Annotated in this window: 19 protein-coding genes; 17 read left to right on the top strand and 2 right to left on the bottom strand. The window is 61.7% G+C overall.

The genetic code is table 11. The features are described from left to right. Window positions 1-21: 21 nt before the first annotated feature. From KGB20_RS11130 to KGB20_RS11095, 8 genes are all read left to right on the top strand, one after another. Complete coding sequence (locus KGB20_RS11130; protein WP_223532257.1) at window positions 22-2,292, top strand: chemotaxis protein CheA; 2,271 nt, start codon at window positions 22-24, stop codon at window positions 2,290-2,292. A 48-nt stretch (window positions 2,293-2,340) separates the two neighbouring features. Beyond that, window positions 2,341-3,465, top strand: a complete 1,125-nt coding sequence (locus KGB20_RS11125) for a chemotaxis response regulator protein-glutamate methylesterase (RefSeq protein WP_223532255.1) — start codon at window positions 2,341-2,343, stop codon at window positions 3,463-3,465. After that, window positions 3,465-4,205 carry a flagellar motor protein gene (locus KGB20_RS11120; RefSeq protein WP_057715870.1) on the top strand — a complete coding sequence of 247 codons (741 nt, stop codon included), beginning with the start codon at window positions 3,465-3,467 and terminating at the stop codon, window positions 4,203-4,205. The genes KGB20_RS11125 and KGB20_RS11120 overlap by 1 nt, the downstream gene beginning before the upstream one ends. A gap of 15 nt (window positions 4,206-4,220) precedes the next feature. Then, the gene (gene motD, locus KGB20_RS11115) at window positions 4,221-5,111 is read left to right on the top strand and encodes a flagellar motor protein MotD (protein ID WP_151213369.1); all 891 of its coding nucleotides are present in this window, start codon (window positions 4,221-4,223) and stop codon (window positions 5,109-5,111) included. 43 nt (window positions 5,112-5,154) lie between these two features. Continuing rightward, entirely contained in the window at window positions 5,155-5,943 is a 789-nt protein-coding gene (locus KGB20_RS11110; RefSeq protein WP_008020302.1) for a ParA family protein, read from the top strand. Between the two features lie 126 nt (window positions 5,944-6,069). After that, on the top strand, window positions 6,070-6,999 hold the full coding sequence (locus KGB20_RS11105) for a CheW domain-containing protein (RefSeq protein ID WP_150813435.1): 930 nt from the start codon (window positions 6,070-6,072) through the stop codon (window positions 6,997-6,999). Between the two features lie 77 nt (window positions 7,000-7,076). Continuing rightward, window positions 7,077-7,562 carry a chemotaxis protein CheW gene (locus tag KGB20_RS11100; RefSeq protein ID WP_007980742.1) on the top strand — a complete coding sequence of 162 codons (486 nt, stop codon included), beginning with the start codon at window positions 7,077-7,079 and terminating at the stop codon, window positions 7,560-7,562. Continuing rightward, on the top strand, window positions 7,563-7,955 hold the full coding sequence (locus tag KGB20_RS11095; RefSeq protein ID WP_150813436.1) for a DUF2802 domain-containing protein: 393 nt from the start codon (window positions 7,563-7,565) through the stop codon (window positions 7,953-7,955). A 1,059-nt stretch (window positions 7,956-9,014) separates the two neighbouring features. On the opposite strand, the gene KGB20_RS11090 is transcribed toward KGB20_RS11095, so the two are convergent. Continuing rightward, window positions 9,015-9,344 (bottom strand): EscU/YscU/HrcU family type III secretion system export apparatus switch protein, encoded by a 330-nt coding sequence (locus tag KGB20_RS11090; RefSeq protein ID WP_154947861.1) that lies wholly within the window; start codon window positions 9,342-9,344, stop codon window positions 9,015-9,017. Then, on the bottom strand, window positions 9,341-10,915 hold the full coding sequence (locus tag KGB20_RS11085; RefSeq protein WP_223532253.1) for a flagellar hook-length control protein FliK: 1,575 nt from the start codon (window positions 10,913-10,915) through the stop codon (window positions 9,341-9,343). The genes KGB20_RS11090 and KGB20_RS11085 overlap by 4 nt, the downstream gene beginning before the upstream one ends. Window positions 10,916-11,114: 199 nt before the next feature. On the opposite strand from KGB20_RS11085, the gene ccmA reads away from it, so the two are divergent. The 9 genes from ccmA to ccmI all read left to right on the top strand — a co-directional run bounded on the left by ccmA (window position 11,115) and on the right by ccmI (window position 18,059). Further along, window positions 11,115-11,750 (top strand): cytochrome c biogenesis heme-transporting ATPase CcmA, encoded by a 636-nt coding sequence (gene ccmA / locus KGB20_RS11080; protein ID WP_057715865.1) that lies wholly within the window; start codon window positions 11,115-11,117, stop codon window positions 11,748-11,750. Continuing rightward, entirely contained in the window at window positions 11,747-12,415 is a 669-nt protein-coding gene (gene ccmB / locus KGB20_RS11075; RefSeq protein WP_007983326.1) for a heme exporter protein CcmB, read from the top strand. The genes ccmA and ccmB overlap by 4 nt, the downstream gene beginning before the upstream one ends. A 73-nt stretch (window positions 12,416-12,488) precedes the next feature. Beyond that, window positions 12,489-13,244 (top strand): heme ABC transporter permease, encoded by a 756-nt coding sequence (locus tag KGB20_RS11070; RefSeq protein WP_102669713.1) that lies wholly within the window; start codon window positions 12,489-12,491, stop codon window positions 13,242-13,244. Beyond that, window positions 13,241-13,417: a heme exporter protein CcmD gene (gene ccmD, locus KGB20_RS11065; RefSeq protein WP_057715863.1), complete on the top strand. Its 177-nt coding sequence runs from the start codon at window positions 13,241-13,243 to the stop codon at window positions 13,415-13,417. The genes KGB20_RS11070 and ccmD overlap by 4 nt, the downstream gene beginning before the upstream one ends. Next, window positions 13,414-13,869, top strand: a complete 456-nt coding sequence (ccmE, locus tag KGB20_RS11060) for a cytochrome c maturation protein CcmE (protein ID WP_008052305.1) — start codon at window positions 13,414-13,416, stop codon at window positions 13,867-13,869. The genes ccmD and ccmE overlap by 4 nt, the downstream gene beginning before the upstream one ends. Window positions 13,870-13,872: 3 nt before the next feature. Beyond that, on the top strand, window positions 13,873-15,861 hold the full coding sequence (locus KGB20_RS11055; protein WP_057715862.1) for a heme lyase CcmF/NrfE family subunit: 1,989 nt from the start codon (window positions 13,873-13,875) through the stop codon (window positions 15,859-15,861). Continuing rightward, window positions 15,858-16,394, top strand: coding sequence for a DsbE family thiol:disulfide interchange protein (locus KGB20_RS11050; RefSeq protein ID WP_223532251.1), 537 nt, complete (start codon window positions 15,858-15,860; stop codon window positions 16,392-16,394). The genes KGB20_RS11055 and KGB20_RS11050 overlap by 4 nt, the downstream gene beginning before the upstream one ends. Continuing rightward, entirely contained in the window at window positions 16,391-16,864 is a 474-nt protein-coding gene (locus tag KGB20_RS11045) for a cytochrome c-type biogenesis protein (protein WP_223532249.1), read from the top strand. The genes KGB20_RS11050 and KGB20_RS11045 overlap by 4 nt, the downstream gene beginning before the upstream one ends. Continuing rightward, window positions 16,857-18,059, top strand: a complete 1,203-nt coding sequence (ccmI, locus tag KGB20_RS11040; protein WP_154910949.1) for a c-type cytochrome biogenesis protein CcmI — start codon at window positions 16,857-16,859, stop codon at window positions 18,057-18,059. Before KGB20_RS11045 ends, ccmI begins: the two co-directional genes overlap by 8 nt. Window positions 18,060-18,065: the final 6 nt, after the last annotated feature.

The following is an 18,065-nucleotide window of genomic DNA, read 5'->3' as shown; positions in this document are numbered from 1 at the left end:
ACCTTTAGGAGCACCCCCTTAATGAGCTTCGGCGCCGATGAAGAGATCCTTCAGGATTTCCTGGTTGAGGCCGGCGAGATTCTAGAGCAACTGTCCGAGCAACTGGTCGAGCTGGAAAGCCGTCCGGATGATGCGGATTTGCTCAATGCAATTTTTCGCGGTTTTCACACTGTAAAAGGGGGCGCCGGCTTCCTCCAGCTCAACGAGCTGGTGGAGTGCTGCCACATCGCCGAGAACGTGTTCGACATCCTGCGCAAGGGTGAGCGTCGCGTCGACTCGGAACTGATGGACGTGGTTCTCGAAGCGCTGGACGCGGTGAACAGCATGTTCAGCGAAGTCCGCGAACGCAGCCCGATCACGGCCGCGACACCGGAACTGCTCGCGGCGCTGGCCCGTCTGGCCGAGCCGCAATCGGCTGACGAGGCGGCTGCCGCACCTGTCGTCGCCGTGGTCCAAGCGCCTGTGGCTGAAAGCGAGTCGGGCGATATCACCGACAATGAATTCGAACAACTGCTGGACTCGCTGAACGCCGTCAAGGCCCAGGCCCAGGCCGAGGCCCCGGCGGCTGTTCCAGCGCCTGCTGGCAATGCCGCTGGCAGCGACGAAATCACCGATGCCGAGTTCGAGTCGTTGCTCGATCAACTGCACGGCAAAGGCCAGTTCGCCGTTGACGCGTTGGTCCCGGCACCGGCTGCGCCAGAAGCCCCGAAAGCGACTGGCGACAGTTCCGATATTACTGACGACGAATTCGAAGCACTGCTCGACCAGCTGCACGGCAAGGGTAATTTTGCTGTCGAGGCGCTGGAGTCGGCCATTGCTTCTGTGCCTGCACCCGCGGCACCAAGCGCGGTGGCGGCCGGCAGCGATCTGATATCCGATCACGAGTTCGAAGCGCTGCTCGACGAATTGCACGGTAAAGGCAAGTTCAGTGAAGTGGGCGTGACGGTTGGAACGGCAACCGGCGCCAACGCCTCGGTTGCGGCACCTGCCGCCAAGGCAACCGCGCCGAAACCGGTGGCCAGGGCCCCCGAGCCAAAAGCCGAAGCGTCGGCCCCGGCAACTGCTGCACCGGCGTCGTCCCGTGCCCCGGCCGCGCCACTGGCGGAAAAGCCGGCGAGCGAAGCCGAGACCACCGTACGTGTCGATACCGCGCGTCTGGACGAGATCATGAACATGGTCGGCGAGTTGGTGCTGGTGCGTAACCGCCTGGTACGCCTGGGCCTCAACAGCGGCGACGAAGCCATGTCCAAGGCAGTGTCGAACCTCGACGTGGTCACCGCCGACTTGCAAACCGCGGTCATGAAGACCCGGATGCAACCGATCAAGAAAGTCTTCGGGCGCTTCCCGCGCCTGGTTCGCGACCTGGCCCGCCAGCTCAAGAAAGAGATCAACCTGGAGCTGGTCGGCGAAGAAACCGACCTCGACAAGAACCTCGTCGAGGCCCTGGCCGACCCGCTGGTCCACTTGGTGCGCAACGCGGTTGACCACGGCATCGAGTCGCCGGAAGAACGCGAAGCCTCGGGCAAGGCCCGTGGCGGCAAGGTGATCCTGGCGGCGGAGCAGGAAGGCGACCACATCCTGCTGTCGATTTCCGACGACGGCAAGGGCATGGACCCGAACGTGCTGCGTTCCATTGCGGTAAAACGCGGTGTGATGGACAAGGATGCCGCCGATCGCCTGAGCGACACCGAATGCTACAACCTGATTTTCGCCCCGGGTTTCTCGACCAAGACCGAGATTTCCGACGTATCGGGTCGTGGCGTGGGCATGGACGTGGTGAAAACCAAGATTTCCCAGCTCAACGGCTCGATCAACATCTACTCGGCCAAGGGCCAGGGTTCGAAGATCGTCATCAAGGTGCCGCTGACCCTGGCGATCATGCCGACGTTGATGGTCATGCTCGGTAACCAGGCGTTCGCGTTCCCGCTGGTGAACGTCAACGAGATCTTCCACCTCGACCTGTCGACCACCAACGTCGTGGACGGCCAGGAAGTGGTGATCGTGCGGGACAAGGCGCTGCCATTGTTCTATCTCAAACGCTGGCTGGTCAGCTCCGCCGCTCACGAAGAGCAGCGCGAGGGCCATGTGGTGATCCTTTCGGTGGGCACGCAGCGGATCGGCTTTGTCGTCGATCAACTGGTGGGCCAGGAAGAAGTGGTCATCAAGCCATTGGGCAAAATGCTCCAGGGAACCCCAGGCATGTCCGGCGCCACCATCACCGGTGACGGCCGCATCGCGCTGATTCTCGATGTTCCGAGCATGCTCAAGCGTTACGCCACACGGCGTATTTGATTCTGGTGGAGCGAGGCGCCTGGCCTCGCTCCATCTAATGGAGTGTTTATGGCAGTCAAAGTCCTGGTGGTGGACGATTCGGGGTTTTTCCGCCGCCGCGTCTCGGAAATTCTTTCAGCGGATTCCAATATCCAGGTCGTCGGCACGGCGACCAACGGCAAAGAGGCGATTGATCAGGCGCTGGCCCTCAAGCCGGATGTGATCACCATGGACTACGAGATGCCGATGATGGACGGCATCACCGCCGTGCGGCACATCATGCAACGCTGCCCGACCCCGGTCCTGATGTTCTCCTCGCTGACCCACGAAGGCGCCCGGGTCACCCTCGATGCGCTGGATGCCGGCGCGGTGGACTTCCTGCCGAAGAATTTCGAAGACATCTCGCGCAACCCCGAGAAGGTCAAGCAACTGTTGTGCGAGAAGATCCTGAGCATCTCGCGCAGCAATCGTCGCGTCAGCACTTACAGCGCTCCTGCCCCTGTGGCCACACCTGCTCCAACAGCTGCGCCTTCGAGCGTCGGCAGTTACGGCAGCAGCACGCCCGTGCGTTCGACACCGATCCCTGCGCGTACGCATGCGGCCACTGCGTCGTCGCCCGCGCCGAAACGCAAAGCCTTCAAACTGGTGGCTATCGGTACGTCCACCGGCGGCCCGGTCGCCCTGCAGCGAGTGTTGACCCAATTGCCGGCCAACTTCCCGGCCCCGATCGTGCTGGTTCAACACATGCCGGCGGCCTTCACCAAGGCCTTCGCCGAGCGCCTGGACAAGCTCTGCCGCATCAGCGTCAAGGAGGCCGAGGATGGCGATATCCTGCGTCCGGGCCTGGCGCTGCTGGCGCCGGGTGGCAAGCAGATGATGATCGACGGCCGCGGCGCGGTGAAAATCCTCCCGGGTGACGAACGTCTCAATTACAAGCCGTGCGTGGATATCACCTTCGGTTCGGCAGCCAAGACCTACGGTGACAAAGTTCTGGCGGTGGTCCTGACCGGCATGGGCGCCGACGGCCGCGAAGGCGCGCGCCTGCTCAAGCAGGGCGGCAGTTCGATCTGGGCGCAGGACGAAGCCAGTTGCGTGATCTACGGCATGCCGATGGCCATCGTCAAAGCCGAGCTCGCCGACGCGGTGTACAGCCTGGACGACATTGGCAGGCACCTGGTCGAGGCCTGTATCTGATGGATGTTCTAAGCCTGATTGGCATCATCATGGCCTTTGTCGCGATCATCGGCGGCAACTACCTTGAAGGCGGTCACCTCGGCGCCCTGGCCAACGGCCCGGCAGCGCTGATCGTGCTCGGCGGCACCATTGGCGCCGCGCTACTGCAATCGCCGATGAGTGCCTTCAAGCGCGCCATGCAGATCCTCGCCTGGATCCTGTTCCCGCCCCGTGTCGATCTGGCCGGTGGCATCGACCGCGTGGTGAACTGGAGCCTGACCGCCCGCAAGGAAGGCCTGCTGGGCCTTGAAGGCATCGCCGATGCCGAGCCCGACAACTACGCACGCAAAGGCCTGCAACTGCTGGTGGATGGCGCCGAGCCGGAAGCCATCCGCAGCATTCTGGAAGTGGACTTCTACACCCAGGAAAGCCGCGACATCGAAGCGGCCAAAGTCTTCGAAAGCATGGGCGGTTACGCGCCGACCATCGGCATCATCGGTGCGGTCATGGGCCTGATTCATGTCATGGGCAACCTCGCTGATCCATCGCAACTGGGCAGCGGTATTGCCGTGGCGTTCGTCGCCACTATCTACGGTGTGGCCAGTGCCAACCTGGTGCTGCTGCCGATTGCCGCCAAACTCAAATCCATCGCGTTACGTCAGTCGCGTTATCGCGAGATGTTGCTGGAAGGGCTCCTGTCGATCGCCGAAGGTGAAAACCCTCGCTCCATTGAGTTGAAGCTTCAGGGCTTCATGGATTGATGGGAGACATGGACCATGGCACGTCGTCGTCAGCATGAAGAGCATGTAAACCATGAACGTTGGCTGGTTTCCTATGCCGACTTCATCACCTTGCTGTTCGCCTTTTTCGTGGTGATGTACTCCATCTCATCGATCAACGAAGGCAAGTACAAGGTCATTTCAGAGGCGCTGATCGGGGTCTTTACCGACTCCGACCGTTCGCTCAAGCCGATCCCGATCGGTGACGAGCGGCCGAAGACCGTGACCCCGGCCAAGCCGCTGGTAAAGGACAGTGACCAGGTCGATGCCGGCGTCGCCGGCGCCAGCGATCCGCTCAAGAGCATCGCCGACGACATCAGTGCGGCGTTCGGTGACCTGATCAGCTCCAACCAGATGACCGTGCGCGGCAACGAGTTGTGGGTCGAGATCGAGCTCAATTCCAGCCTGCTGTTCGGCAGCGGCGACGCCATGCCCAGCGACATCGCGTTCAACATCATCGACAAGGTCGCGGCGATCCTGAAGCCGTTCGACAACCCGATCCATGTCGAAGGTTTCACCGACGATCAACCGATCCGTACCGCGCAGTACCCGACCAACTGGGAGCTGTCCTCGGCACGCTCGGCGAGCATCGTGCGCATGCTGGCGATGCAAGGGGTGAACCCCGGTCGCCTGGCTTCGGTGGGCTACGGCGAGTTTCAGCCGGTGGCCAACAACGCCACCGCCGAAGGCCGCGCCCGCAACCGTCGCGTGGTGCTGGTGGTGTCGCGCAACCTCGATGTTCGCCGCAGCCTGACCGGCACCGGAACCGCCCATGCGCAACCGGATGCCGCTTTGAAGCGTGCTGGCACACAAACTGCACCGACCCCGGTCAAGTCGCCGGTACGAGAGAACGCCGTCAATTCTCCGTCACCCGCATTAACACGTTGAGCTATTTCTCGGTCGATCCGTTCGGCCGGGAGGAACAATCCGAATGAGAGTCTGGGCAGTCGCCAATCAAAAGGGTGGTGTCGGTAAAACCACTTCCTCCATCGCTTTAGCCGGTTTACTGGCGGAGGCGGGCAAGCGTGTGGTCGTGGTCGATCTCGACCCCCACGGCTCCATGACCAGCTACTTCGGCTACGATCCCGACGCCCTGGAGCACAGCAGCTACGACCTGTTCCTGCACAAGGGCAACGTGCCCCAAGGCCTGCCGGGTCAACTGCTGCTGTCGACCAGTGACGAGCGCATCTCCCTGTTGCCCTCCAGCACCGCACTGGCCACCCTTGAGCGCCAGTCGCCGGGGCAGAGCGGTTTGGGCCTGGTGATTGCCAAGAGCCTGGCGCAACTGTGGCAGGACTTCGATTACGCCGTGATCGACAGCCCGCCATTGCTCGGCGTGCTGATGGTCAATGCCTTGGCGGCGAGCCAGCAACTGGTGATCCCGGTGCAGACCGAGCATCTGGCGGTCAAAGGCCTTGAGCGCATGGTCAACACCCTGGCGATGATCAATCGCTCTCGCAAACAGGCGCTGCCCTTCACCATCGTACCGACCCTGTTTGACCGTCGCACCCAGGCGTCCCTCGGAACGTTGCGCGTGCTGCGCGACAAATTCCCCGACGAAATCTGGCAAGGCTATATCCCGGTGGACACGCGCCTGCGCGATGCCAGCCGCGCCGGTCTGACGCCTTCGCAATTCGACGGCAAGAGCCGTGGCGTTCTCGCTTACCGCGCGTTGCTCAAGCATCTGCTGGCGGCGCAACTTGTTGCGCAGGTGGCGTGACATGAGCCCAATTCCTGTAGGAGCGAGCTTGCTCGCGATGGTCGTCAACGATGACGCGGGAAACCTGACACCCCGTGGCGCTCTCAGGTTCATCGCGAGCATGCTCGCTCCTACAGGTGCGTGCTCATGAACCGGCCATTGAAGACCACTTCGCGCCCGCAACTGGCATTGCAGTCCTACCTGGACAGCTTGCTGCAGGAAGTGACCGAAGAATTGACGCTGCCCGTAGAGGCAGTGGCCGAGGAGATCGCCGCAGAAGCGGTGCTGGACGAGTTTCAGGCAGCGGTGCTCGAAGAGCAGGCCCGCGACGCCGCAGCCGCTGTGACGGTCGTCCCGGTGCAGGCATCGGTGGCGCCAGTGTTCAAGGCGCCGGTGATCGAAGCTCCGGTCCCTGTTATGGCGCCGGTCTCGACCATCGCGCCGCTGCTGCAAGCCTTGGTGCCACCACCTGTCGAGGCGCAGCCAGCAGTCGTCGAAGTGCAGCAAACCCTGGTGCCGCCGGTCGTCGATGTGCATCTACCACCGAGCAACACGCCGCCCCCGGTTGAGTCCGACGGTCGTCCGTCCTGGGCTGCCGAACCCTTCGAATGCCTGCTGTTCGATGTCGCCGGCTTGACCCTGGCGGTGCCGCTGGTGTGCCTGGGGTCGATTTACTCCCTGGCCGGTCACGAGTTGACCCCATTGTTCGGCCAGCCCGAATGGTTCCTGGGCATCCTGCCGAGCCAGGCCGGCAATCTCAAGGTGCTCGATACCGCGCGTTGGGTCATGCCCGACCGTTACCGCGACGATTTCAAGCAAGGCCTGCAATACGTGATTTCGGTGCAAGGCTACGAGTGGGGGCTGGCGGTGCATCAGGTCAGCCGCTCGTTGCGTCTGAATCCGAATGAAATCAAATGGAGAAGTCACCGAGGTCAGCGGCCATGGCTCGCCGGCACGGTAATAGAACACATGTGCGCCTTGCTCGATGTCGCCTCACTGGCCGAGTTGATCGCCAGCGGCGGAGCCCGGCACATGTCCGGCGGCAAGCCGGGCCACAAACCGACATCAGTCAAATAAACAAAACAGGCGACGTCACATCTGATGATGTTGCACAGAACACACACCGCCAGGGCGGTTTTTTGAGGGGGCAGGGTATGAATGACAAGGCAACGGCGGCAAAAGGTTCCGAAGATCCGATCCTGCAATGGGTCACCTTCAAGCTGGACAACGAGACCTACGGCATCAACGTGATGCGCGTCCAGGAAGTCTTGCGTTACACCGAAATCGCCCCGGTCCCGGGTGCCCCGAGCTACGTGCTGGGCATCATCAACCTGCGCGGCAACGTCGTGACCGTGATCGACACCCGCCAGCGCTTCGGCCTGATGAATGCCGAGATCAGCGACAACACCCGTATCGTCATCATCGAAGCCGACAAACAGGTGGTCGGGATCATGGTCGATAGCGTGGCCGAAGTGGTTTACCTGCGTCAGTCGGAAATCGAAACCGCGCCGAACGTGGGTAACGAAGAGTCCGCCAAGTTCATTCAAGGCGTATGCAACAAGAACAACGAATTGCTCATCCTGGTCGAGCTCGACAAGATGATGAGCGAAGAAGAATGGTCGGAACTGGAGAGTATCTGATTGATTCTCGAGGTTGCGGTCATTGTCCTGTTCCTGTTCTGGGCAGGTACGCTGGCAATGTTCCTGGCATACATTCGCGGTCAAAAGCAGATCGCCGCGCAACAGGCCCAGGGTGATGCGCTGCGCGATCAGCGCATCAAGGACCTGGCCAGGCGCGTCGAGGATTACCAGAACGGCAACGTGCGCATGGGCGAGGACCTGTATGAACTGCGGGCGATCGTCGCGCCCTTGCCGGACAAACTCGCCCAGCTGGAACAACGCGACCCCTCAAGCCTGTCGTTCGCCCAGGCGGCGCGACTGGTCGGGATGGGCGCCAGCGTCAACGAACTGACCCAGTCCTGCGGCTTGACCCAGGCTGAGGCGGAGTTGATGAGCAAGTTGCACAAGAACTGACAGCCTGTAGGAGCGAGCTTGCTCGCGATGGTCGTTAACGATGACGCGGGCTTCCTGAAGAAACGCGGCGCTCATACCTCCATCGCGAGCAGGCTCGCTCCTACAATGGTTCTATGTCGGACACAGAACATATGTTCACCGCAGATCACCTGTGGGAGCGAGCTTGCTCGCGATGGACGTCAACGATGACGCGGACCTCCTGAAGAAACGCGGCGCTCATGCCTCCATCGCGAGCAGGCTCGCTCCTACAATGGTTCTATGTCGGACACAGAACATGTGTTCACCGCAGATCATCTGTGGGAGCGAGCTTGCTCGCGATGGACGTCAACGATGACGCGGGCTTCCTGAAGAAACGCGGCGCTCATGCCTCCATCGCGAGCAGGCTCGCTCCTACAATGGTTCTATGTCGGACACAGAACATATGTTCACCGCAGATCATCTGTGGGAGCGAGCTTGCTCGCGATGGACGTCAACGATGACGCGGGCTTCCTGAAGAAACGCGGCGCTCATGCCTCCATCGCGAGCAGGCTCGCTCCTACAATGGTTCTATGTCGGACACAGAACATATGTTCACCGCAGATCATCTGTGGGAGCGAGCTTGCTCGCGATGGACGTCAACGATGACGCGGGCTTCCTGAAGAAACGCGGCGCTCATGCCTCCATCGCGAGCAGGCTCGCTCCTACAATGGTTCTATGTCGGACACAGAACATGTGTTCACCGCAGATCACCTGTGGGGGCGAGCTTGCTCGCGATGGACGTCAACGATGACGCGGACTTCCTGAAGAAACGCGGCGCTCATACCTCCATCGCGAGCAGGCTCGCTCCTACAATGGTTCTATGTCGGACACAGAACATGAGTTCACCGCAGATCATCTGTGGGAGCGAGCTTGCTCGCGATGGACGTCAACGATGACGCGGGCTTCCTGAAGAAACGCGGCGCTCATACCTCCATCGCGAGCAGGCTCGCTCCTACAATGGTTCTATGTCGGACACAGAACATGTGTTCACCGCAGATCACCTGTGGGAGCGAGCCTGCTCGCGAAGGCGCCCTCGAATCCTCAGTAGTCTTCCCCGCGCTCGGTAACATCCTTCTCGACCATCAGCGCATCCGCATCCTGCCCTGCCGGAAACTTCCCCTTCAAACTCCACGCAAACGCAATGATCTCGGCAATCGTCAGATAGAGTTCCTGCGGAATGCTGTCTCCCAGTTCCATGCGCGCCAACAGTCTCACCAGTTCGGCGTTTTCGTAGATCGGCACTTCGCAGTCGCGGGCAATGCGCAGGATTTCTTCCGCCAGCTCTTCGTCGCCTTTGGCGGTGAGGGTGGGGGCGTGGGTGCCGTCGTATTTGAGGGCGATGGCCTGGCGTGGGGTGTTGGGGTTGTTCATGCGGTTTCGTCCACCCAGCGTTGTTCGAGGCGGGTTTGCGGGCCTTGGGGCGGTGTACCGAGGTGGCAATCGAGGTCGCCGACGTTCAGACCGACGGACAGCAGGCGATCACGCAGCTCGGCCAAATTGCTTTCGATCAGGCTGGCGGTGTATGGCCGCTCGGCCCAGAGCTGGCCGCAGAGGCTGCCCTTGATCAGTTGCGCCTGGATTTGCAGCGGCCCCAAAGGCTCCATGGCGAAGGCCAGCTCCACACGCCACAGTTGTTGCTTGGGTTCGTGTTCTTCGCGACGTTCCTTTGGCTGTTGTTTTTCGGCGGCGTCTTCGCGCTGGAACTTGACCTGCAGTGGCACGATGTCCTGCATATTGCGCATCGGGATTTCCAGCTGCCAGGTGCTCATCAGCCGCCCGTCGGCGGTTACGCCGGTTTGTTCCAGGCTCGACAGTTGATGGCTTTGCAGGCGTGAAACCGCGGCGGCGGCCAGGCGAAGCAGGTGTTCGAGGTCGTTTTCACCGTCGGCGCCTTTTAACAGACGTTCGGGCAGCGGGAAACCGGTCGGCGATGGCTTGGCACTGACCTGACCGAGCATGCCCAGGGCATTGCGGACAAAATTCGGCATGGCCTGGGCCAGGGTATTGGCGGCGATGATCGCGCCGAGGCTGGTGTTGGCCGGCAAGCCCTGACTCAACTGCGCAACCAGTTTGAGCAAATCGCCTTTCATGTCCGGCGCGAGCGTCGGGTTTTGCCCGGTCAGCAGTTTGCTTTCGAGAAACATGCCGCTGCTGGCCAGGGCCTGGGCCAGGCCCTTGGGGGTGCTCAACTGTTGAACATCCGGCAAGCCGGCGAGCAAACGGGCAGCAGCGCTGCGCAATTCAACGGATGTCTGGTCCGAGGTCGGAAGATTCTGCAGGCGCTTGAGCAAGCTATCCAGCGAGCCCTGGCGGCTTTGCTGGTCGACCAGTTGCCGGGTCACCGCCAGTTGTTCCTGTCGGCTGCTCAGGGGCACGAACTTCACGGTCTGGGCGTCCTGCACCTGTGCGCTCAACAAGGTGCCGATGCGCAAGGGTTGCGGGCTGTCGATACTCAGTGTGCTGCCGCTCAGTGCGGTGTTGAGCAGGCCCACCATCGAGCGAAACACCATGGGCTGGCCGGGCACCTGGGGCAGCATTTGCGAGGTCAGCACTTTGCCCTGCAGCAGGGTGCCAACGGGCAGTTGCGCGGTGTCGAGGCGGGTGAGGGTGGCGACGTTGGAAGCAATGGCCTGTTGCACCGTCACGGCCAGGTTGCCGGCCGAGGGCTGGGTGACGACCAGCGTGGTGCCTTGGGCCAGCGGTTGATTGCTGGTGGTGTGGACCGTGGCCTGGCGGCCGCTGTCGAGGGTGACCTTGAGCAGCATCTGGAAAGTCTGGTCCGCCTGCTTGAGCGACAACACTTCGGCCTGGGCGGTTTGACCGACGCTGATCAGCCCTTCCACCGGCGTCAGCAACTTGAGCAACTCACCGCTGACCACCTGCGGGCGCGAAGTCGCCGGGAGGGTTTGCGGTAGCGGGAGGATGTTCATTTCGCCTGTCATACGCGGTCACAACCTGAGGAAAATGCACTCTTTAGAGTAAGGTATGGCATGTATAATGCCGCGCCGTTGTATCCAATAATGGCGAAAACTTTGCAATTCTTTGACGCAGCTCTCTAGAACAAGACGCCATTGCATCTATGCTGCATCTCTTTAACGGCCGCGCCAGAGCCGACTTGAACCGTATAAGGCCCGTGATCCCTTGACCAGTCCTGTCCTGCAAACCGTTGCCCTTGCCTGTGAGCGAGACCTTCGGCTGCTCTTCGAAAATCTCGATTTGAGACTGGCCAGTGGCGAAATGATGCAAATCAGTGGCCCCAACGGCAGCGGCAAGACCAGCCTGTTGCGTCTGCTCTCCGGGCTGATGCATCCGACCGCCGGTCAAGTGCTGCTCAACGGCAAGCCCCTTGATGAGCAGCGCGCTGAGCTGGCGCGCAATCTGCTGTGGATCGGCCATGCGGCGGGAATCAAGGATCTGCTGACACCGGAAGAGAACCTGAGTTGGCTCTGCGCCCTGCATCAACCGGCCTCCCGTGAGGCGATCTGGCAAGCCTTGGCGGCGGTCGGCTTGCGCGGATTCGAAGATGTTCCCTGCCACACTCTGTCCGCTGGGCAGCGGCGTCGCGTCGCACTGGCGCGTTTGTATCTGGACAGCCCGCCGTTGTGGATTCTCGATGAGCCGTTCACCGCTCTCGACAAGCAAGGCGTGGCGCAACTCGAAGAACACCTGGCCGGCCACTGCGAACGCGGCGGCATGGTGGTGTTGACCACCCACCACACGCTGAGCCGGATGCCGGCCGCTTATCGCGACATCGATCTGGGGAATTGGGCCGTATGAGTGTTTTTGGCCTGTTGGTCGCCCGTGAGGCCCGTCTGCTGTTTCGCCGTCCCGCGGAGCTGGCCAATCCGCTGGTGTTTTTCGCCATCGTCGTTTCCTTGTTCCCGTTGGCGGTCGGACCCGAGTCTCAATTGTTGCAAACCTTGTCTCCGGGGTTGGTCTGGGTCGCGGCACTTTTATCGGTTCTGCTCTCGCTGGACGGGCTTTTCCGCAGTGATTTCGAAGACGGATCCCTTGAGCAGTGGGTCCTTTCGCCGCACCCCCTGCCTCTTCTGGTTTTGGCCAAAGTGCTGGCACACTGGGCTTTTTCCGGTCTGGCACTGGTTTTGCTCGCACCCTTGCTGGCGCTGATGCTCGGTTTGCCTGCCGCCTGTCTGCCGGTGTTGCTGCTTTCGTTGCTGCTCGGTACACCGGTACTGAGCCTGCTCGGTGCGGTGGGTGCGGCGCTGACAGTAGGTTTGAAGCGCGGCGGCCTGTTGCTGGCACTGCTGATTCTGCCGTTGTACATCCCGGTATTGATCCTTGGCAGTGGCGCCTTGCAGGCGGCCTTGCAGGGAATGCCGGCGACCGGTTATCTCCTATGGCTTGGCAGCCTGACCGCCTTGGCGATAACCCTGACACCTTTTGCAATAGCCGCTGGCTTGAAGATCAGCGTCGGCGAATAATGAGGTCTGGTCAAAAATTGATCAGTAAAGGCCCTGGCTCTTCACAGTAAAGAGCAACCGTGATGGAAACAGTATGAACTGGACGTGGTTTCACAAGCTTGGCTCGCCCAAATGGTTTTACGGCATCAGCGGCAAAATGCTGCCCTGGCTGAGCGTTGCGGCGTTGCTGCTGATCGGCGTTGGCGTGGTCTGGGGCCTGGCCTTCGCGCCGCCGGACTACCAGCAGGGCAACAGCTTTCGCATCATCTATATCCACGTTCCGGCCGCCATGCTGGCGCAGTCCATCTACGTGATGCTGGCCGTGTGCGGCATCGTCGGCCTTGTGTGGAAGATGAAACTGGCCGACGTCGCCCTGCAATGCGCGGCGCCCATCGGCGCCTGGATGACCGCCGTGGCGCTGGTCACCGGGGCCATCTGGGGCAAGCCGACCTGGGGCTCGTGGTGGGTCTGGGATGCACGCCTTACGTCCATGCTTATCCTGCTGTTCCTGTACTTCGGTCTCATTGCATTGGGCAACGCCATCAGCAATCGTGACAGCGCGGCCAAGGCCTGTGCGGTGCTGGCGATCGTTGGTGTGATCAACATCCCGATCATCAAGTACTCGGTGGAGTGGTGGAACACCCTGCACCAGGGCGCGACCTTCACCCTCACCGAAAAACCGGCGATGCCAGCCGAGATGTGGCTGCCACTGCTGCTGACGGCGCTGGGTTTCTACTGTTTCTTCGGCGCGGTCCTGCTGCTGCGCATGCGTCTTGAAGTGCTCAAGCGCGAAGCCCGGGCCAGTTGGGTCAAAACCGAAGTCGAAAACAGCCTGGAGGTCGCTCGATGAGTTTTGCTTCATTCGGCGACTTCGTCGCCATGGGTCATCATGGCCTGTATGTCTGGTCAGCCTATGGCATCTGCCTGGCGGTATTGGCCCTCAACGTGGCGGCGCCGATCCTGGCCCGCAAGCGGTATCTGCAACAAGAGGCGCGCCGTCTGCGCCGGGAGAACGGCAAGTGAATCCGCTGCGTAAAAAGCGTCTTATCATCATTCTCGCGATCCTGGTCGGGGTCGGCGCTGCCGTTGGCCTGGCCCTGAGTGCCCTGCAGCAGAACATCAACCTGTTTTACACACCGACCCAGATCGCCAACGGCGAAGCCCCGCAGGACACGCGTATCCGTGCCGGCGGCATGGTCGAAGCCGGTTCCTTGCAGCGCTCCGGCGACTCGCTGGACGTGAAGTTTGTCGTCACCGACTTCAACAAATCCGTGACCATCACTTATCGCGGCATCCTGCCGGACCTGTTCCGCGAAGGGCAGGGCATTGTTGCTCTAGGCAAACTCAACGCTGACGGCGTCGTGGTGGCCGATGAAGTGCTGGCCAAGCACGATGAAAAGTACATGCCGCCGGAAGTGACCAAGGCGTTGAAAGACAGCGGCCAGTCGGCACCCACTCCCGCGAAAGAGGGCTAACTGATGACAGCTGGAATCTTCATTCCCGAATTGGGCCACCTGGCCATGATCCTGGCGCTGTGTTTCGCGCTGGTTCAGGCGGTGGTGCCATTGGTCGGTGCCTGGCGCGGTGACCGCTTCTGGATGAGCCTGGCCCAGCCGGCCGCGTGGGGGCAGTTCGCGTTCTTGCTGTTCGCCTTCGGTTGCCTGACCTACGCCTTCATGGTCGACGATTTCTCCGTGGCCTATGTGGCCAACAACTCCAACAGTGCCTTGCCGTGGTACTACAAGTTCAGCGCCGTGTGGGGTGCCCACGAAGGTTCCCTGCTGTTGTGGGCCTTGATTCTCGGCGGCTGGACCTTTGCGGTATCGGTGTTTTCCCGGCAATTGCCGCAGGTCATGCTGGCTCGCGTGCTGGCGGTGATGGGCATGATCAGCACCGGTTTCCTGCTGTTCCTGATCATGACCTCCAACCCGTTCAAGCGCATCCTGCCGCAAATGCCCACCGACGGTGCCGACCTCAACCCGCTGCTGCAAGACATCGGCCTGATCGTTCACCCGCCGATGCTGTACATGGGCTACGTCGGCTTCTCGGTGGCCTTCGCCTTCGCCATCGCCGCGCTGATGGGCGGTCGCCTGGACGCCGCCTGGGCGCGCTGGTCGCGTCCGTGGACCATCGTGGCCTGGGCGTTCCTCGGCATCGGCATCACCCTCGGTTCGTGGTGGGCGTACTACGAACTCGGCTGGGGCGGCTGGTGGTTCTGGGACCCGGTGGAAAACGCCTCGTTCATGCCATGGCTGGTGGGCACCGCACTGATTCACTCGTTGGCGGTCACGGAAAAACGTGGCGTGTTCAAAAGCTGGACCGTGTTGCTGGCCATCGCCGCATTCTCCTTGAGTCTGCTGGGCACCTTCCTCGTGCGTTCCGGCGTGCTGACCTCGGTGCACGCCTTTGCGTCCGACCCGGAGCGCGGGGTGTTCATCCTGATTTTCCTGCTGTTCGTGGTCGGTGGTTCGCTGACGCTGTTCGCCCTGCGCGCGCCGGTGGTCAAGAGCCAGGTGGGCTTCAACCTCTGGTCCCGGGAAACCCTGCTGTTGGGTAACAACCTGGTGCTGGTGGTGGCCGCGTCGATGATCCTGCTCGGCACCTTGTATCCGCTGATTCTGGACGCCATGACCGGCGCCAAGCTGTCCGTCGGCCCGCCATACTTCAACGCGCTGTTCATTCCGTTGATGGCATTGCTGATGGTGGTGATGGCGGTCGGCGTGATCGTGCGCTGGAAAGACACGCCGGTGAAATGGCTGGTAAGCATGCTCACCCCGGTCCTGCTCGGCAGTGCCGCGCTGGCAGTAGTGGCCGGCATCGCCTACGGCGATTTCAACTGGGCCGTGCTCGCGACCTTCATGCTCGCTGCCTGGGTGTTGCTGGCCGGCGTGCGTGACATCTTCGACAAGACTCGCCACAAGGGCCTGATCAAAGGCCTGCCAACCCTGACCCGCAGCTACTGGGGCATGCAGATCGCGCACCTGGGCATCGCCGTGTGTGCGCTGGGTGTCGTGCTGTCGAGCCAGAACAGTGCCGAGCGCGATCTGCGCCTGGCGCCCGGCGAATCCATGGACCTGGGCGGCTATCAGTTCGTCTTCGAAGGCGCCAAACACTTCGAAGGCCCGAACTTCACCTCCGACAAGGGCACCGTGCGAGTGATCCGCAACGGCAAGGAAATCAGCGTGCTGCACCCGGAAAAACGCCTGTATACCGTGCAGAACTCGGTGATGACCGAAGCGGGTATCGACGCCGGTTTCACCCGCGACCTCTATGTCGCCCTCGGTGAACCACTGGGTAATGGCGCCTGGGCCGTGCGCGTGCACGTCAAGCCGTTTGTGCGCTGGATCTGGTTCGGCGGCTTGCTGACAGGCGCTGGCGGGTTGCTGGCGGCGCTGGATCGGCGTTATCGGGTCAAGGTCAAAAGCCGCGTGCGCGAAGCACTGGGCATGTCGGGAGCCACTGCATGAAGCGTTGGTTGATGTTGTTGCCACTGGCGATTTTTCTGGTGGTCGCGGTATTCCTTTACCGTGGGTTGTACCTGGATCCGGCCGAGCTGCCTTCGGCCATGATCGACAAGCCGTTCCCGGAGTTTTCCCTGCCGTCGGTGCAGGGCGACAAGACCCTGACCCGCGCTGACATTCTGGGCAAACCGGCGCTGGTCAACGTCTGGGGCACCTGGTGCATTTCCTGCCGGGTCGAGCACCCGGTGTTGAACAAACTGGCCCAGCAGGGCGTGGTGATCTACGGCATCAACTACAAGGACGTCAACGCCGATGCCTTGAAGTGGCTGAAGGACTTCCACAACCCGTATGCGCTGGACATTCGTGACGACGAAGGCTCGCTGGGCCTGAACCTCGGCGTGTACGGCGCACCGGAAACCTTCTTCATCGACGCCAAGGGCATCATCCGTGACAAGTTCGTCGGCGTGATCGACGAGCAGGTCTGGCGTGAAAAACTGGCGGGCAAGTACCAGGCGCTGGTCGACGAGGCCAAGCCATGAAGCGCTGGATCGCTGCCGTTGTCCTGGGCTTGAGCCTGGCGGGCGTGGCCTACGCGGCCATCGACACCTACGAGTTCGCCAAGGAAGAAGATCGCGAGCGTTTCCGCGAGTTGACCAAGGAGCTGCGTTGCCCCAAGTGCCAGAATCAGGATATCGCCGATTCCAACGCACCGATTGCCGCCGACCTGCGCAAAGAGATTTTCCGCATGCTCGGCGAGGGCAAGGACAACCAGCAGATCATCGACTTCATGGTCGATCGCTACGGTGATTTCGTCCGCTACAAGCCTGCGCTGAACGCCAAGACCGCCTTGCTCTGGTTCGGCCCCGCCGGCCTGCTGCTGGGCGGTGTCGTGATCATCGCGGTGATCGTCCGCCGTCGTCGCGTGCAACGCGCCGGCACCCCGGACTCGCTTTCTGCCGAGGAGCGCTCGCGCCTCGACCACCTGTTGGATAAAACCAAGAATGATTGATTTCTGGCTCGCTGCAGGTCTGCTGCTTCTGGTTGCCCTGAGTTTTCTGTTGATCCCGGTGCTGCGCAGCCGTCGCGCCCAGCTCGAAGAGGATCGTACCGCCCTGAACGTCGCGCTGTATCAGGAGCGCGTGACTGAGTTGCAGGCTCAGCAGGAAGAGGGCGTGCTCGATGCCGCGCAAATGGACGCCGGTCGCGCCGAAGCTGCCCGTGAGTTGCTGGCGGACACCGAAGGCGCTGAAGCGCCACGGGTGTCGCGTCTGGGCAAACCCTTGCCGTTGCTGGCGGCCATTCTGGTGCCGGTGCTGGGCTTGGGCCTGTATTTGCATTTCGGTGCCAGCGACAAGGTCGAACTGACCCGCGAATTCTCCCAGGCACCCCAGTCGATGGAAGAGATGACGCGGCGCCTGGAACGTGCGGTCGCCGCTCAACCGGATTCCGCTGAAGGCATGTATTTCCTCGGTCGCACCTACATGGCTCAGGATCGCCCGGCGGACGCGGCGAAGATGTTCGAACGCACCGTGAGCCTGGCCGGTCGCCAGCCCGAGTTGCTCGGTCAATGGGCCCAGGCCCAGTACTTCGCCGATGGCAAGAAGTGGTCGGACAAGGTCCAGGCCCTGACCGACGAAGCGCTCAAGGCTGATCCGAAAGAAGTCACCAGCCTTGGCCTGCTTGGCATTGCCGCATTTGAAAGCGAGCGTTATCAGGACGCCATCGATTACTGGAATCGCCTGTTGGCGCAGCTGCCGCCGGAGGACAAGTCCCGCGAGGCGCTGGAAGGCGGAATTACCCGGGCCACGGAGAAGCTGGTGGCCAGTGGCGGCAAGGTTGCACAAGCACCGGCGGCCAAGGCCTCGGCGTTGCTCAAGGTCAGTGTCGATCTGGCCGCGGACCTCAAATCCAAGGTCCAGCCTGGCGACAGCGTGTTCATCTTCGCCCGTGCGATCTCCGGTCCTCCAGCCCCGCTGGCGGTCAAGCGCATGACCGTGGCCGACCTGCCGGTAACCGTCGAACTGGGCGATGCCGACGCAATGATGCCGCAATTGAAACTGTCGAACTTCCCTGAAGTCCAACTGGTTGCGCGCATTTCCCGTGCCGGCAAACCGACCGCCGGCGAATGGATTGGTCGCAGCCAGCCCCTGGCCAGCAGCACCACCGCGCCGCAGACACTGACCATCGACAGCCCGGATAAATAACAGGAA

The sequence above is a fragment of the Pseudomonas sp. BF-R-30 genome (assembly GCF_019956175.1).
GTDB classification, from domain to species: domain Bacteria; phylum Pseudomonadota; class Gammaproteobacteria; order Pseudomonadales; family Pseudomonadaceae; genus Aquipseudomonas; species Aquipseudomonas jessenii.
The sequence above is the reverse complement of the archived record's forward strand: the minus strand, read 5'-3'. Positions and strand labels throughout refer to the sequence as shown.

Coding starts and splice junctions, on each gene's coding strand:
- KGB20_RS11105 (WP_150813435.1), top strand. CDS start 6,070: ATGAACCGGCCATTGAAGACCACTTCGCGCCCGCAACTGGCATTGCAG.
- KGB20_RS11070 (WP_102669713.1), top strand. CDS start 12,489: ATGAACTGGACGTGGTTTCACAAGCTTGGCTCGCCCAAATGGTTTTAC.
- KGB20_RS11055 (WP_057715862.1), top strand. CDS start 13,873: ATGACAGCTGGAATCTTCATTCCCGAATTGGGCCACCTGGCCATGATC.
- ccmD (WP_057715863.1), top strand. CDS start 13,241: ATGAGTTTTGCTTCATTCGGCGACTTCGTCGCCATGGGTCATCATGGC.
- KGB20_RS11085 (WP_223532253.1), bottom strand. CDS start 10,915: ATGACAGGCGAAATGAACATCCTCCCGCTACCGCAAACCCTCCCGGCG.
- KGB20_RS11045 (WP_223532249.1), top strand. CDS start 16,391: ATGAAGCGCTGGATCGCTGCCGTTGTCCTGGGCTTGAGCCTGGCGGGC.
- KGB20_RS11125 (WP_223532255.1), top strand. CDS start 2,341: ATGGCAGTCAAAGTCCTGGTGGTGGACGATTCGGGGTTTTTCCGCCGC.
- motD (WP_151213369.1), top strand. CDS start 4,221: ATGGCACGTCGTCGTCAGCATGAAGAGCATGTAAACCATGAACGTTGG.
- KGB20_RS11050 (WP_223532251.1), top strand. CDS start 15,858: ATGAAGCGTTGGTTGATGTTGTTGCCACTGGCGATTTTTCTGGTGGTC.
- ccmI (WP_154910949.1), top strand. CDS start 16,857: ATGATTGATTTCTGGCTCGCTGCAGGTCTGCTGCTTCTGGTTGCCCTG.
- KGB20_RS11120 (WP_057715870.1), top strand. CDS start 3,465: ATGGATGTTCTAAGCCTGATTGGCATCATCATGGCCTTTGTCGCGATC.
- KGB20_RS11100 (WP_007980742.1), top strand. CDS start 7,077: ATGAATGACAAGGCAACGGCGGCAAAAGGTTCCGAAGATCCGATCCTG.
- ccmB (WP_007983326.1), top strand. CDS start 11,747: ATGAGTGTTTTTGGCCTGTTGGTCGCCCGTGAGGCCCGTCTGCTGTTT.
- KGB20_RS11090 (WP_154947861.1), bottom strand. CDS start 9,344: ATGAACAACCCCAACACCCCACGCCAGGCCATCGCCCTCAAATACGAC.
- KGB20_RS11110 (WP_008020302.1), top strand. CDS start 5,155: ATGAGAGTCTGGGCAGTCGCCAATCAAAAGGGTGGTGTCGGTAAAACC.
- KGB20_RS11130 (WP_223532257.1), top strand. CDS start 22: ATGAGCTTCGGCGCCGATGAAGAGATCCTTCAGGATTTCCTGGTTGAG.